The following is a 16,143-nucleotide window of genomic DNA, read 5'->3' as shown; positions in this document are numbered from 1 at the left end:
TACGAATAAAAAAACGCGCCCCGGTGTTATCAACGGGGCGCGTTTTTTATGCTTTCAGCACATAGCCATATAGCCGCTTAATGCCGTCAGGGTCCGTTTCGCTGTAGACCCCCTGGAGCTCCGGCGAGAAGCCCGGCAGCATATTGACCCCCTCCTCCAGCGCCAGGAAATAGCGCAGCACCGCCCCGCCCCAGATCTCTCCGGGCACCACACACAGCACGCCCGGTGGATACGGCAGCGCGCCTTCCGCCGCAATCCGCCCTTCGGCTTCGCTTAAGCGCACCAGCTCAACGTTACCGCGAATAAACTCGCGGTTGGCGTCCTGCGGGTTCATCACCGCGCGCGGGAAGCTCCTCTTGCGGAACATCTCTTTTTGCAAATCCTTCACGTCAAAGCTGACGTACAGGTTATGCATCTCCTGGCACAGCTCGCGGATGGTGTAATCCCGATAGCGCACCGGATATTTATTAAAGATGGTCGGCAGAACGTCGGCCAGCGGGGTGTCGGATTCAATATGCTGCTCAAACTGGGCGAGCATCGCCACCAGCTGCGCCAGCTTCTCGGCGCTCTCTGCGGGCGTCAGCAGGAACAGAATGGAGTTCAGATCGCACTTCTCCGGCACGATGCCGTTTTCACGCAGGTAGTGGGCCAGAATGGTCGCCGGGATACCAAAATCGGTATATTTTCCGCTCTCCGCATCGATCCCCGGCGTTGTCAGCAGCAGTTTACAGGGGTCAACGAAATACTGATCGCTGGCATAGCCTTCGAAGCCGTGCCAGCGCGCGCCCGGCTCAAAGCTAAAGAAGCGCCGTTCGCGGGCGATGGCTTCAGTGGGATGATCCTGCCACGGACGCCCCGCCACCACCGGTGGAATAAACGGCTGGATCATTTTGCAGTTGGCGATAATCGCCTTGCGCGCTTCAATACCCAGCGCCACGCACTCCGCCCACAGGCGGCGCCCGCTCTCTCCTTCATGAATTTTGGCATTCACGTCCAGAGCGGCGAACAGCGGATAAAACGGGCTGGTCGAGGCGTGCAGCATAAAGGCATTGTTGAGCCGCTTATGCGGGCAAAAATGTTCCTGCCCGCGCAGGTGGTTATCTTTTTTATGGATCTGCGACGTTTGCGAAAAACCGGCCTGCTGTTTATGCACCGACTGCGTGACAAAAATACCCGGATCGTCCGGCGTCAGGTCCAGCAGCAGCGGTGAACAGTCGGCCATCATCGGGATAAACTGCTCGTAGCCGACCCAGGCCGAGTCAAACAGGATGTAGTCGCACAGACCGCCGATTTTATCGACCACCTGGCGGGCGTTGTACACCGTCCCGTCATAAGTACCGAGCTGAATCACCGCCAGGCGGAACGGGCGCGGCGCATCGGCTTTTTCCGGCGCCGTCTCGCGTATCAGTTCACGCAGGTATTTCTCATCGAAGCAGCGATCGTCGATACCGCCAATAAAACCGAACGGATTGCGCGATGCTTCAAGATAGACCGGCGTTGCCCCGGCCTGAATCAGCGCGCCATGATGATTGGATTTATGGTTGTTACGGTCAAACAGCACCAGATCGCCGCGCGTCAGCAGCGCGTTGGTCACCACTTTGTTCGCCGCCGAGGTGCCGTTAAGGACAAAATAGGTTTTATCGGCGTTGAAGACCTTCGCCGCAAACTTCTGCGCGTGTTTGGCCGATCCTTCATGAATCAACAGATCGCCAAGCTTAACGTCGGCGTTGCACATGTCGGCGCGAAAGACGTTTTCGCCAAAGAAGTCAAAGAACTGCCGTCCCGCCGGGTGTTTCTTAAAGAAGGCGCCGTGCTGATGGCCCGGACACGCGAAGGTGCTGTTATCCATCTCAACGTATTGGGTCAGGGTATCGAAGAACGGCGGCAGCAGATTCTCTTCGTAGTCGCAGGCGGCGGCTTCCAGTTCGAGCCACTCCTGCTCTTTGCCGCTAACGATGGCCGTCACGCCTTCTGGTTTTTCGTGGTCAGCGTCACTGAACAGATAAACCGGCAGGTTGAACCCGGTGCGTTTCAGTAACGCAAGGATGCCGCTGCGGCTGTCCGCTACGGTAATGACGACTGCCGCCACATCGGTAAAATCGGTACTGTCCAGGGCCACCACGCGACGGTGGGTGGACAGGCGGGATACCAGCTCGCGGCTGGCGGCAATGTGCATTGATTTCATGAGCGCGAATACCCGTTTCCGGAGAGTAAAAGGCTTCGGCCAGGGCGTCTGGGCTCTGGCCAACGAAATGTCAGGGTCTGGCTGGATCCCAGCTCCGACCGCCAGACATCAGTAAAAGCAGACCGCGTCCGATCTTACTGTTGTCCTGCAGTGAGCCCGCGTTACGCTCACCGCATGGCGGGCAGAAGTTGCAGAGTAAGGGTAGCAAGACGAGGCTGCCTGCGCATCTGTACGCAGCGGCACTGGTGATGTAGTGGCGATGTCGTCATCCCGGCGGCCTCATTCAGAAGAGGAGAAAATTCGCGCAATCATGTCACCTTTAAATCTACCGCGCAAGATGAATTACGTATGCAGCCACACCACGGATGCGCAAGCCTTTTTGCCCGATTGGCGTCATAATAATGCAGTCATTAGGGATAATTAACAGGAGTCATGCTGTGGTTACAGGGCCATTTATTAACGCCGGCGCGGTCCTTTTGGGCGGCGTACTCGGCGCACTCTTAAGTCAAAGATTGCCGGAACGGATTCGTACATCAATGACCTCTATTTTTGGCCTTGCGTCGTTGGGCATCGGCATTCTGCTGGTGATCAAATGCGCCAACCTGCCGGTGATGGTGCTTTCAACGCTGGTGGGCGCGCTGCTCGGCGAAGTGTGCAACATGGAGAAAGGCATTAATACGCTGGTCAGTAAGCTCCAGCAGCTGCTTTCGCCCAAAAAGGGACAGAAAAAGGTCTCAGCGCATGAGTCCTATATTCAAAGCTACGTCGCGATAATCGTGCTGTTCTGCGCCAGCGGAACCGGGATTTTCGGCGCGATGCGCGAAGGAATGACCGGCGACGCCAGCATTCTTATCGCCAAAGCGTTTCTCGACTTCTTTACCGCCACCATCTTCGCCTGCACCCTGGGGCTGGCGGTCTCGGCCATTTGCGTACCGATGCTGGCCATCCAGCTGGCGCTGGCGGCCTGCGCATCGTTGATTATGCCGTTAACCACGCCGATGATGATGGCGGATTTCACCGCTGTCGGCGGGATGCTGCTGGTTGCCACCGGTTTGCGCATCTGCGGAATTAAAATGTTCGCCGTGGTGAATATGCTGCCTGCCCTGGTGCTGGCGATGCCGATTTCAATGGCCTGGACGGCGTTTTTCGCCTGAAGATGCGTGCTTTTGACGCAATCTGGTGATAGATTGTTCAGTCTGCTGCGAAACAGATAAATTTCGTTGACGAGGTGCGGTGAATCAGGTTTAATGCGCCCCGTTGCCCGGATAGCTCAGTCGGTAGAGCAGGGGATTGAAAATCCCCGTGTCCTTGGTTCGATTCCGAGTCCGGGCACCACTTATTTGCATCAAAGCACGCTGGTTAAGAGATGAGATCCTTAACGGGCGGAAAATGCAGGGTCCGGTCATACGGAATTTCCTCCGGTGTTTTCAAGAGCGTTTGCACTGGTTGATATCCAGAACTTGTCCCTCAAGATAGGGAGCTTGTCCTACCAAGCTCCCTTTTCTCGATCACCGTTAATCATCCCAGTCAACTACGCTTGTGTCAACAGGTGTAAATTTCTTTCGCCTGTAACATCTGTGTGAAGTGACAGCTCAGCTTCAAGTGTTTTTCCGACGATATCCATCTTCAGCTCCACATATTCCATGGTTGTACTGACGCTGCGGTGCCCCAGCAGGTCCTTTACCAGCTGAAGATTTCGTTCCGGTGATTTCATCAGCTCCGTCGCCAGCGTATGGCGAAAACGATGTGGCGACACGGTAAAACCACACTCTTTCGACAGACGCCGGAAAAATGATCTGATCTTCTGATGAACCTTAGCGGCATCCCATGCCACATGACGGTTAAGGTAAATTCTGTTCACATCAAACAGATAATCTCCATTTCCCGCCCCCAGTTCCTTTGATTTTTCTATCAGGTGATGCAGCCGGGGCTTCAGCGCACTGACAATGGGAACCCGCCATTCACGGTGTGTCTTACTGCCTTCCAGGCAGAGTTCCAGATACCCTTCACTGAGATTGATGTCACCCAGCCGGATATGCAGCAGCTGGTTTAGCCGCATCCCCGTATATCTGAACGCATCCAGAACCGTCAGCCAGTACCACGCCGGCCAGAGCGCATTACGCCCTCCTCTGATACCGCGCCCTGCCCGTTCAGCTTCTTCAAATTGCTGCATGACCAGATAAACACGAATCAGCTGCGATCGTGTCAGCGTTTTTTTCTTCCTGGTATCCCGCTGAACATTGCTTTTATTGAACGGATTTTTCCCCGGCGGAAGGATTTCATGTTCCATCCCGTAATTATACAGCGCCCGCAGATGTGCGATTTTGTTGTTCCACGTCAGCGTCGACTGCCGTTTCTTCTGAAGCAAATAGCGCCGCCACTCCAGCACCTGACGGTGCGTAATTTGCGCAGGCAGGGTATCACCAGAATAACGTCTGAACCCTCTGACAACCTTGTTGTAGCTCCATTCGGTAGCGGGTCTCAGCCGGTGAGCAAAAAAGTATTCTTCAAGCAGTTCATCCCAGGTTATTTCATTCCGCATCTTATTCTTCTCCCAAAAAACCAAAACAGATCCCTGTAGAGATCCCTGTGTGTAACATCCCTATGGAAAGAAAAGGAGTTTGCTGTCCTCCGGAGGTCTCACCCCTTTCAGGCGGACAGTCTTGATAAGATAACCATTAACCCTGCTGAACTGCCCCTGTTTGTTTTCTGAGCAGTACAGTTTCGCCCGGATAAAACGTTCCCCCCTGCGAACACGGTGGAGCTGGAGTTTCTCAAACGAGGTCTGAATCTCCTCCCTGTGGCTGTCACTTCCGGTATCTTTCAGAAAAAGAAAGAAAATATCCGGCACCAAAAGGTAAATAAAACCGGCAACGGAATGTACCCGTGAATCATGCTGGTTGACGGTGATCCTGCCAGATGCCATGCCGTCAGACAGCCAGGCGAGAAACGCCTCGCCTGGCTGTCTGACATCAACACCGATATTAACCGGGTGGCCCTGCTCTCCTTGTGTGGTGTGCAACAGACAATCAGCATCGGTATCGCTATGCCGGGTGGCCTCTTCCGTCTCAGCAGACTCATCTGGAACGTCTTTCCCGACGGGCACCACTGTTTCATCCATAACCTCAGCATCCGCTACTGCGGAAAAAAGACTGAGCAGCATATCGGCATCCTCCTGGCCCGGGCTGCCGTTATCCGGTTCTTCCGGCGGAACCACTGTACTTACCCCGTTCAGCGGTGGCTGACAGTCCCCGCCACCGGTATCGTTGAGTGACGTCATCAGCTCCGAAGCGGCCAGCTCGACTACAGAAGAGGATAAATTATCGTCCGTCTGAACGACCAACGTCCCCTCCTGTGACGTTACAGAATCTGGCGGCGCAATTACCACAGAAGATTCACCTGTCTCTTTCCGGAGTACTGGCGAATCAACCTTCTCTGCCGCCTGGTCGAGCAACGTCCTGATGAGGGGCATATCAGGAGAACCATTGCGGAATGCACCAGCAAGACTGAACAACGCTGCCGGGGTACCTGAAAGCCAGTTTATCGCTTCAGTGGGTATTAACTGTCCGGCGGCCAGCGCCGCCAGAGCAGAAGCATCATGCGCGTTCGGAGAAGAATGACGAAACCGGAAGCGATAAGGTGCATCAGGCACAGATATGCCCGGTTGCCAGTTAACACCGCCGGTGGTTTCGCCTTCAATACTGGCCAGTAATGGCAGGTGATAACATAACGCGGTCCAGAAAATAACGGCCTGCCAGATAACACCCTGCGCGGCCTGTTCTTCCGGCGCCGCACCTGGCGGAAACATATACCCCCGGGCAAGCCTCACAGCATAAGCGGTAAAACGCAGGCTTAAATCACCAAATCCCCCGGCATAAGCCCACCGGCCATCAGGTGCCGCTGGTACATTCTGGGTCCGTTCAAGCAGGAGGTTCAGAGGAGCCAGATAAAGTCGCTGGTATACCTCTGTCGACAACGCATTATTTTCCCGGATTTTCTGCAGGGCATCCTGGCGCAATGCGGTGATGACCTGTTCTTCAGCCTTAACCGGAGAGAAATAACCCGTCGGCACCGAAACGGAAAGTTTGTCGGATGGCTCTGTGACAGTCGGCGTACCGGACAAAAACATTTTGATTTTATTTAACATGGGGAAATCGCTTCTCCCCCATCGTTTTCCACGTCCCCCGTTGCAGGTTGTTTGCAATCTTTCTGCTCTTCACCCGCCTTCAGGCACAGCATCAGCTCATTCAGCACCAGTGTCTTACGGGCGCGGGTCACGACCACATACAGCAGATTGGTTTCGTCCTGTCGCTCCTCTGCAGAGAGCAGCGGGTCGGTGATGTCACAAAAATCCTCATTCAGTACGACAACGTCCCACTCCAGTCCTTTACTGCGATGCGCAGTAGACACAGTGACCTGCGCATCCTTTTCATGCGTCACAACCTGCCGGCGCATGATGGTCAGCTTTTGCGGCAGTGGAAAATACTCATCAAGCAATCGGATCGCCTGATTCATCTCCACATCCTGCGTCGCCTTCGCAATGGAGCAATATTCCTCAAAGTCCTGGTAATCCTGACCGAGACGGGGGCACTGCATCCGTTCGGGCATATCGGCAGAGAACCAGTACAGATCTTCCAGCTCTTCCGTTTTGTACCCTTCAATGCCCCCCACCCAGAAAACTTTTTTCTCCTGCAGGCTGGCGGAAAGCGCAGCGCCAATGACGCCGGAGACCGTCCGACTGAGAACGGAGTAATGAGGTACGTCGGCAGGCAGATGTGTAACCACTTCATCATCCTCACCGCTGCCGGTGACTTTCATCTCCTCCTCGGACATGGCCAGCAGCACGTTCGCCATTTGTGCGACCGCAGGGCCAAACCGGAAGCTGGTCGTCAACCACAGCCGATCGGCCTGTTCCAGCCGGGGAGAACTGAGCGCATTATCCGCACCACGGAAGCGATAAATCTGCTGGTAGCGATCACCAACCAGCACAACCCGGCAGGGCTGACTGAGGACAAAGGCACTGGTGACCGGATTGGCATCCTGGGCTTCGTCAAAAAGAATGGTGTCCCACTTACTGGCGAGACAGGGGCCGGACAGCTGAAAAAGCTTCAGGTAGACGTCATGTGTGATTGGGAAATCAGATTCGGTACGACTCATCTCATACCAGAGAACCTGTACGGCCCCCAGAATTTTATCTGCAGAGAGGCCATGACGCTCATCCTCTGCCGGCACGTGGATAATGCCGGGTTCCGGTTCAGCACTACAGAGAAACGCATTCAGCCCTGTCAGCGCTAGACGCGCCAGCGGCCAGTGCCGGGTATTCAGTTTCCGGGCCACATCGGTAATACGCAAATTTGCCGTCAGCCGGTTCCTGAAATGCCGTCCGAAATGCGACCAGGCCAGTTGATGGGAGGTTTTACACTCAACGTTGAAGGGAAACTTTTGCTCGGCTTCGTCGCGGATGGCTCTGTTATAGGCAAGGTACAGCATTTTGCTGTCCGGGTTTGCCTGCGCAAATTGCACCAGCGTGGTGGTTTTGCCGGTACCGGCAAACGCGTTGACCACAAGCTGATTGCCCTGCCATGCGATGATGGCGTTTTGTTCTGGTGTGGTTTTCCAGGCCATTGGGTTCTCCGGGAGAGACAGTTGAAACTCTCACACTGTCAACCGGGGAAGCTTGCGGCGACAAAAAACCAGATATCCATTTTCAGAAATAAAAAACGCTCCGGGCGATAGCGCAATGGACTGATCATGCCCTGAACTCATTGCAAATGCCGACGAACAGACCAATCATCAGCAATTTGAATATCATGTACCTAGCCTGGTGTGCCGGTGCAAGTTGCATTCGTTTCTCTCAGAAATTTAACTTGCAACCGGCTTAACTAAGCCCGTTCTGACATTCGGCTAAGTACCTGACGCAGAAGCTCTATATTTCTGCTCAAATGGCCAAAGTTAGTCTTCTACTTCACACCTAAGTACATAGATACAGGATTGCTCAGCGAATTGCGGTGGAATTATTGACTCGCCCCATAAATGCTGCGTTAGTCTAAATCCAATATGTCTTTCACCTCCGGAATTTCTCTGTGCGCTCGCAAGTACACAACCGCAGCACGCGATAACTTTTCAGTATCTTTTACCATGCGTCGCAGCTTAGCTTTGGCCGCCTGTACATCATCATTATCTTTTATTTTCCTAACTTGTCGTTCAACCTCTAAGCGTACTTTGTTCCTAGCTCGGGCTATTCTGCTCTCATGCAGATGAAATATTTCGATAGAATTTTTAACCTTTGTTTGCTGCTCAGCCGTTGCCAATGGCTTAGCGGTTGGCAGTCCATCGTTATCAAACCAGAGCAGCTTTTCATCATCCGGGTTGAAAGGATCGAGAAAGTACGGCCGTTCATTGTTCAGTTTGATCTGGTCTGCAGGTGCAAAAGCTCTCTCCTGAGGATTTTCAAGCGGGAAACGACATGCTTTCCCCCCCTCGGTTTCATTAAAAACTCTACGACTATTGCAGAATGTGCAAGCACATCGATAGTTTTGCCAATCGAATGCTAACCACCAGTAGCCATCATGCTGCTTATCATCTTCAACCTTGCTTTTTGGTCTGAAATGATCAACTGGCATATCCGATCGGATCTCCTCGGCTTCGCAATACCAACATTTGCGCTTTAAAGTATCAGGAAGTAAATTATAGTACTCTCGCCAAACATTTGAGGACGCGACTCTTTGTAATATCGCTTTCCTTGTATCTTCGTCTGGAGCAGCAATTAAATCAGCCTTTGCTCGATCAGCCATGTCTCTCCATGCTTGAGTCAAGCATTCCTCAATCTCGTCCTTGCAAATCCAACGCATTAATGACGTTCCTCATGTTTGGCGTGGTACTTATTACGAAGGAACTCAAGATAATCTGGATCATCCGTAGCAAGATTGAAACCCAAATGTTCGAGCTCAGCGTTTAACCTACCTAAATATTGCTCTTCATCCTCAGGCTGAAATCCCTGCTCGCGAACAATCCTCTCCTTAGATAAAGTTTCCTTTGCAGCGAGTGCATTTCTGTTTGTAAGCCTTTGGTTCGTGTCATCATCGAGCGTTGTCTGCAGACCAAACATATCACTACGTAAAATTAAATTGATTCCCATGCCACGCGGGTTTTCATCTGGCATCTTGGCGGATATTTGCTTTTCATCGTCACGCTTCATAACCTGAACTTGCTCTTTCTTCAGTTCCGCAATCGCAAGGGGATGATGGGTTACCATCAGTAAGTGACTGGTATCGTGATTAGGTACAAATTCACGCAAAAATTTAAGGTATTTTACAGCCCAAGACGGGTTAAGATGTGTGTCAGGCTCATCGAGTAAAAACAATGAATCTTTACCGCCAGTGAACTTGAGCAGCCCCAATACTGTCAGTAGTTGCTGCTCACCTTCGCTGAGTTCGCGGAAAGTGAGAGGTTCCTTGCTGCTAGATACTTTCACCCGAATGCTTACTTCAGAGATAATTTCGGATAATAAGGTGCTTTCAAGCATTTTAAACAATTCGTCAGCACTGAGAACTTTGGCGAACTCACGCAGTGCTTTTACATCAGGTAAAAATAGGTGAAAGAACTCATTACGGATATTATTACCGGTTAAAGAGATATCTTCTTGACGAGTCACTTTTATCGGTGACAGAGCGTGTTGTATCAGTTCATCTAAAAATCTACGAACAACACCTCGGGCGCCCCAAAACAATTCACCTTTCTGTTTAGCCCACCCAGGCTGGCGCATAACAAAATGAATGCTGTCTAATCCTTCAATACCTAAATGTTCTCGCAAAAATGCCTTTTCTGCGCTGTCTTGTTCTGATAAAAAAAAGGCAAGTAATACGAATTGGCTGTGGTGAGGTTTAGCGTAAAATAATGGTCGGATATCACCTTTTAGATCCAGTTTATCTTCGAGTAACCTACGATAAAAATCCGTACGGTGTTTTTTAAAATGATTTTCAAGACGATCGCTTGGGCCTGAATAGTACGCGAAAACATAATTAGGCAGGTATGGTGCTTTACCACTTTTATCACGCTTAACTTTTGAAAACGGAATGGTGATGCCTGAAGGTAGCTTATCAAACATGTCTTTTGATATGTCTTCACTTAAAAGATCGCGCACACTAACTTCATATTGCTTTGCAAGTGTACCGCGATCTGGATCGGCATCAATGGTTATTTCTATCCATCGCTCACTGGGCTGGCTGGGCTTGTGACGCTCACCAAGTCGATAAATAATTTCGTAAGAAAAAGGCGGGGCTTCGCCCAGATCGAGGTTACGGAATATAGTCACTAAGGCTTCTAAAACATTGGATTTACCGGAACCATTACGGCCCACCACTACTGTCATCAGGTGGTCTTCGTCAAAGTCCACTTTCACGTTTTCAAGGTTTTTGTAACGTGAGCGAATATGTAGTTTGTCGACTTTCATGGGCTATCCTTAATTCTTTGCTTTATTCATTGGTGGCTTAGCTAAGGCGAACCAGTCTTGGCTGTCGTCACTGCGCTCAAGCTTTACAATAGACTTCTCGATTACCAAGGAGTCACGGATATCTAAAAAGAACTGTTCAAGTTGCTCGGTGCTACTGTCGCTGGGGTAGCCAGCTGCCGCTAACAGTTGCTGGCCACTAAGCGGTTCTCCTGCAAGTTTTAACGCTTCGACCACTTTGATGATCTGTTTGCTCATATGGCTACCTATCCTTTTGTTTATATTGGGACGCTTTAGCTTAGGCTGTTTATTGATAACCTCACGTTTGTTCTTAATTTTCTCTAGTAAAGCTTCAGCGCTGTTTTTACCGCTGATTAAATCAGGATTAGCATCACGCCAATCAGCAGTAAGTTCACCGCGAAAGGCTTTGGCTAAAAACGATTGAGTCAGACTACTAACTTGTTCTAAAGCGGAATTATTCTTTTGCTCTATGTGGTTGGCAAAGGCGTACAACTCTTTAACACGGCGGACAATTTCAATTTGTTCATCTAATGGTGGGACTGGTATTGTGATGTTAACCATTCGAGTCAACCCTAAATCTTGGTTGCCAACGCCATGAGTATACTTTTGGGATTGATCATAACAATGCTGAGAATTAAGAGCATTTTGAAGGTAGAAACCATTTATTATCGGTATTATTTTTAATACTGCGACATGTACCCAAACACTGAAATCTCTCTCTTCAGTATTGAAATATGCGATCCCAGTGGTACCACCTTTGGTGTATAAAATATCACCTACTTCTGGTTTGCAACGTTTTGACAGTTCTTGATGAAGTTCAGAACTTATGTACTTGCAATTCGAAAAATCAATGCCGTTCGATGATATATTACCCCCTGAAATAAATGGTATTCCACTATCAGTGTATTTAGGGCTGTAATGAGGACCGTCTTTCACACTCCAGGATAGCTCCCCCAAGTTGGACCATTCCCAAGAATCAGGGATATCGAAGCAATGATCGGCCAAAATTTCTGCCGGTTCTTTATATTTTTTTTTCCATTTTTCGCCTAAAATTTTTTCGCCATTGTTCAATCGTTTTTTGAGCTCAAACTTTTCCCATGCAAGTTTTCTAGCATCTAATATCTCTGATCTGGAAATTTTTTTGTTGTCTCCTAAAGCATCTCTCCAATCTTTCGTCAACTTACCACTCACAGCAGCAGTAAGTACGGATTGGCGAAACGCTTTTAGAATCTCGGGAATGCGTTCAAGTCGTGCTTTGATGATTTCTACGCTTGCTAGCAGAACGTCAAGCTTCTCGGAGATCTTTTTTTGTTCAGCTAGAGGGGGGAGAGGCAAAGCCAATCCACGAATAACCCCTAAATTAATTCTTGGCCGAGTTGTTCCTTTAACGTGCTTCTCAATTTGTTTAATAACAATTTCAGAATTTAGTAAGTAAATTAGAAATGGTTTTGAACAAATTTCTATATTTGGACGTAGCCTAACTAGGTCTGCTACAATAATGCCATATCTATATTTTTCAGGAACCTCACAAGCTAACCCAAGAGGGTCACCAAGCTTTGTAATTAAAATATCGCCACTGACAAAACTATGTCTCTGAAGTTCTTCATACTTCTCGTTACTAATAAATTTTATATTCTTATCGATAAAATTAAATCTTTTAACATTTTGAATACGTACGATTGGTACACCAGTATTAGTATATTGAGAAGCCTTCAAGTTTGAACCAAAAGGCCCATCTACGATGTCAGACTTTGGATCAATTACAAAGTCAGAGCCTTCTACACTTGCCCATGTTTTTGGAAAAGGCGTTTTCATCAATTCACCCCTCCAACACATTTAATAATTCATCTAGTTCACTCAATGCTGCTTCTAATTCATCTTTTGCTTCGCGTGCTAATAAATGTGGCTCGGGCAAATCAGATACTTCAACGCTATCTTTGTCTTTCAGCCATAATATATCGAGCGAATCGCCTTTAGTGTTCGCAATCCACTCACGGCTAAAGCTGCGCCAGCGAGAATGGGCTAGCCTTTCATCAATATCCTGATTTTCTGCTACGGCATCTTTATCCACTTCGAGCTCTTGTGCACCAAAGCTGTATTCACCTTCAGTACGTTCACTGGCCCCATAAGGGTTATTACCAAACACTTTCTCAAACGCGCCGAGGTGCGGATCTGTACCAAAATCTGCTGACCCAAAGCCAATGTCGGAATTACCAAAAGGAGTGCGCTTACCAAAATTAGGCATATTTGTACGTAAATCATATACCCATACATTCTCAGTACAATTTATTTCCTGATATTTATTTTTGGCAGAGCCTTTGGTGAAAAATAGTACATTAGTTTTAACACCTTGAGCATAAAAGATACCAGTGGGCAAGCGCAAAATAGTGTGTAAGTTGCATTTATTCATTAAATCTCGACGTACATCGGCTCCTATACCAGATTCAAATAGTACATTATCTGGTAATACTACAGCAGCCCGACCGCCAGCTTTAAGCCTCAAATAAATATGCTGCAAAAAAGCGAGTTGCTTATTTGTATTGGGGTATGGGATATCATTGCGTAAAGGGCGTTGCCCCCCGGCCTTATTACCAAAGGGTGGATTTGCTATAATTACATCAGCTTCATTCAACTCAGCTACATCATCAGTAAGAGCATCACCATAAATAATATTTGCATCTAAATTATGTAGAAAAGTGTTCATTAAGCAAATTCTACGAGTGTTTTTCTCTATTTCTACTCCTTGATATTTAGGTGGATTATTTATGTATTTTGCCTGTGAATATTTATTTCGAATATAACTATCGGCAGAAATTAAGAACCCCCCACTTCCTGTCGCAGGATCTTGAATTAATTCTCCAAGATTGGGCTGTATTAATCTAACTATAGTGTTAACTAAAGATCGCGGAGTGAAGTACTGCCCAGCCCCCGAACGAGTATCCTGAGCACTTTTATCAATTAAACCGCTATAGAGATCTCCAAATCCATCTTTTCCTATTTGATACCACTCTATTTTTGAAATGCCGTTTATCACAGCTTTTAAATTTTCGGAATGGGAGAAAACTGTTGTAGGGAATGCATAGATCGCTTTTATAACTTCATTTTCAGCATTTGCGCCCAAATGGGTGAGCATCTCTTGATAGAACCCTAGTAATCCTTCTTCTTCATGAGACTCTAGATCGGCCCATCGGTAGCCTTTAGGTATCAATTTTTCTGAACCATTTTCTTGAGCAATCTTTAGAAACAGCAGATAGCTGAGTTCAGATACATACTGGTAGAATGTTATTCCATCACCTCTCAGTATGTTACATAAACTCCAAATTTTTTGAATAATAGATTCTTGTTTCATGTTTTTAATTAACTCAAGGCATAATTATACTCATTATAATCAATATATCTCATAACATCATGAAAATATACAATTAATCTGCAAATTTCATGCGTCAACCTGTGTTTTTTCTGTAGTCACTTTTGGGGTGGCGCCAACTCCCACCAACTTCGGCTTTTCGCTCTTAACCAACTATTCACTACTTAACGTATACTGAGACACTTTTTAGTGGCCGTTTTATTTATGGTTAAATATCAATCGTTTATACAGAAAAAACGCTCCCGGGCGGGAGCGCTATAATGTGATCATGCGACCTTATTTCGCAGTGAATGCAGCCGGACCGGCCAGCCGCCCAGATAGTGACCGGGCGTCAGTAACACACGACGCCGTTCGTCAAACAATGCGTTGCCAATGACAACCTCACCAGCAACTCCGCAAAGCGACAACTGGATATAAGCCATCCCGGCCGCCAGCGGATCAATATCCGTTGCAGAGACCCACAGATAGCGGTACGACGCATAACCTGCCTGATTAAGAACATCGGCAAAGGCCAGCACCATACAACCTGCACCACAGGCGGGTTCGCTGAGGGTGATGAAAGGCTTTTCATCAAACATTGTCTTCACATCCCCCAGTTGCAGCTGCGCCATCATTCTGGCCACATCCCAGGGGGTGAAATACTGCCCGCGAAAGTTATCGCCCAGTTCCAGCTGCATAAATACGTTCCCCAGAAAGTCACAGAATCCATTCTGCAATCCGTTAACCATATGGGCCAGCAGTTGCGCCATACGGATAACATCCGGCTTTTCATAACCACCGATTATTCGCAGATATTTACCTTCCCGCTCTTCGTTAAAACAGAGGCGGTTCTCCAGCGCAATAACGCTGCAACTGACAAAATCTTCGAATACCTTATGGCGGTGATGATATCGTGCGGTCTGATTAAAAAGTGAGATAAACGCTTTTTCATGGTCAATAAAACCGGTCATACGCATTCTCCATAAAAAAGAGGAACACGTATCCCGGGCAGGAGAACAGTGTTCCCCTGAGGGTAAAAAAGCTGCAGCCGGTGAAGGCTGCAGCGCGGTTAAATGGTCAGAGTTAAATGGTCAGAAACCGGTTATCCACGGACTTCGCTGTAACCAGCCGTCTCCGGTTCAGGATGCGGCTGTTCACTACTGACCAGATACAGCGCCGGCGCTGACTGTAGAGTGTCCACCGGCCCCCCCTGGTGGCCATCCACATGCGCCCCGAGGTCATAACAGTCATAACCACTGAGGCCGCTGACCGGTTCGCTGTACGTATGTCGCACTTCACACTCAAAGAGAGCGGAAATACCGGCCACCACCTCACCTGACGGCGGATACCATGGAGAATCCAGCCGCAACGTTAACCCGTTAGCGGCATGGCGGTGCAGGTTTACATTATGCCCGGCTGGCCACTCCATCCCGTAAATGCGGCTGTAGAAGCTCAACGTTGTGGATACTCCCGTCAGCAGCCCACCGGAGCCATTAAGCTCTGTGGCCAGCCGCGTCGGAATAACCATCAGCATATCGCAGGGCTGCGACCGTTCCGGGTATTCCCGCAGACGTTCCCAGCAAACCGCAGCATCAGGCTCATCGTTCAGGCCGGCCAGACCGAACCAGTCCGCATACTGCCTTTTCATCAGCATAGCCATGATGTCCCGTGACGCCTGAGGGATATTTTCCCACTTCAGCGCCCCCAGGCAGGACTGGTGATACAGCCGGTCAATCCGGCGTATAGTCTCCGTATCCAGCGCCACGTCTTTCTGCAGCAACTCCAGCCACTGCTCAAACGCAAGGTTAGCGGCCGTTGACTGCCCGACACCATGACGAACCAGCCCCTGAAAGGGGATGTACGAGACAGTTCGCACCGGTTTCAGTACCCCCGCACACCCTGCCAGGAACAGCTGTATACTCTGCAGTATTGCGTGGCGATAACGCGGCGTGTCTGAACCGTTTATCCACTGCAACAACACATCGATACAGACAGATTTACCGGTAATTTCAAAACGGTTCTGGCACCATTCAGACATAAGTTGATACTCCTCTTTCTCAGTAAAAAAAGAGAGCATCATCCCGTGAGGAACGATGCCCTCACGGGTGAGTGACGGATGTATAACTGCCGTCACCCGGCGGA

11 protein-coding genes and 1 tRNA gene are annotated in these 16,143 nt (G+C 49.2%); 2 read left to right on the top strand and 10 right to left on the bottom strand.

The window, feature by feature from the left end; translation table 11 throughout:
* Positions 1-46: 46 nt before the first annotated feature.
* The gene (locus EGY08_RS19535; protein WP_123828816.1) at positions 47-2,185 is read right to left on the bottom strand and encodes an ornithine decarboxylase; all 2,139 of its coding nucleotides are present in this window, start codon (positions 2,183-2,185) and stop codon (positions 47-49) included.
* Between the two features lie 437 nt (positions 2,186-2,622).
* On the opposite strand from EGY08_RS19535, the gene EGY08_RS19530 reads away from it, so the two are divergent.
* Positions 2,623-3,339, top strand: a complete 717-nt coding sequence (locus EGY08_RS19530) for a DUF554 domain-containing protein (RefSeq protein WP_004125195.1) — start codon at positions 2,623-2,625, stop codon at positions 3,337-3,339.
* A 105-nt stretch (positions 3,340-3,444) separates the two neighbouring features.
* Positions 3,445-3,520: transfer RNA gene (locus EGY08_RS19525), tRNA-Phe, on the top strand.
* A gap of 196 nt (positions 3,521-3,716) precedes the next feature.
* On the opposite strand, the gene EGY08_RS19520 is transcribed toward EGY08_RS19525, so the two are convergent.
* From EGY08_RS19520 to EGY08_RS19480, 9 genes are all read right to left on the bottom strand, one after another.
* The gene (locus tag EGY08_RS19520) at positions 3,717-4,727 is read right to left on the bottom strand and encodes a tyrosine-type recombinase/integrase (RefSeq protein ID WP_123828815.1); all 1,011 of its coding nucleotides are present in this window, start codon (positions 4,725-4,727) and stop codon (positions 3,717-3,719) included.
* Positions 4,728-4,787: 60 nt separating this feature from the next.
* The gene (locus EGY08_RS19515) at positions 4,788-6,332 is read right to left on the bottom strand and encodes a TraI domain-containing protein (RefSeq protein ID WP_123828814.1); all 1,545 of its coding nucleotides are present in this window, start codon (positions 6,330-6,332) and stop codon (positions 4,788-4,790) included.
* Positions 6,326-7,810, bottom strand: a complete 1,485-nt coding sequence (locus EGY08_RS19510) for a UvrD-helicase domain-containing protein (protein WP_123828813.1) — start codon at positions 7,808-7,810, stop codon at positions 6,326-6,328. Before EGY08_RS19510 ends, EGY08_RS19515 begins: the two co-directional genes overlap by 7 nt.
* 416 nt (positions 7,811-8,226) lie before the next feature.
* Complete coding sequence (locus EGY08_RS19505; RefSeq protein WP_228712757.1) at positions 8,227-8,979, bottom strand: hypothetical protein; 753 nt, start codon at positions 8,977-8,979, stop codon at positions 8,227-8,229.
* A gap of 56 nt (positions 8,980-9,035) precedes the next feature.
* Entirely contained in the window at positions 9,036-10,637 is a 1,602-nt protein-coding gene (locus EGY08_RS19500) for an AAA family ATPase (RefSeq protein WP_123828811.1), read from the bottom strand.
* A gap of 9 nt (positions 10,638-10,646) precedes the next feature.
* Positions 10,647-12,470, bottom strand: a complete 1,824-nt coding sequence (locus tag EGY08_RS30790) for a restriction endonuclease subunit S (RefSeq protein WP_154922311.1) — start codon at positions 12,468-12,470, stop codon at positions 10,647-10,649.
* A 4-nt stretch (positions 12,471-12,474) separates the two neighbouring features.
* A complete protein-coding gene (locus EGY08_RS19490) occupies positions 12,475-14,004 on the bottom strand; it encodes an N-6 DNA methylase (protein ID WP_123828810.1) in 1,530 nt (509 codons plus the stop codon).
* A 284-nt stretch (positions 14,005-14,288) separates the two neighbouring features.
* Positions 14,289-14,972 carry an N-6 DNA methylase gene (locus EGY08_RS19485; RefSeq protein WP_123828809.1) on the bottom strand — a complete coding sequence of 228 codons (684 nt, stop codon included), beginning with the start codon at positions 14,970-14,972 and terminating at the stop codon, positions 14,289-14,291.
* Between the two features lie 131 nt (positions 14,973-15,103).
* Complete coding sequence (locus tag EGY08_RS19480) at positions 15,104-16,039, bottom strand: DUF1281 domain-containing protein (RefSeq protein WP_123828808.1); 936 nt, start codon at positions 16,037-16,039, stop codon at positions 15,104-15,106.
* Positions 16,040-16,143: the final 104 nt, after the last annotated feature.

Origin of the sequence: Klebsiella sp. FDAARGOS_511 (assembly GCF_003812845.1) — a bacterium.
GTDB lineage: Bacteria > Pseudomonadota > Gammaproteobacteria > Enterobacterales > Enterobacteriaceae > Klebsiella > Klebsiella grimontii.
The sequence above is the reverse complement of the archived record's forward strand: the minus strand, read 5'-3'. Positions and strand labels throughout refer to the sequence as shown.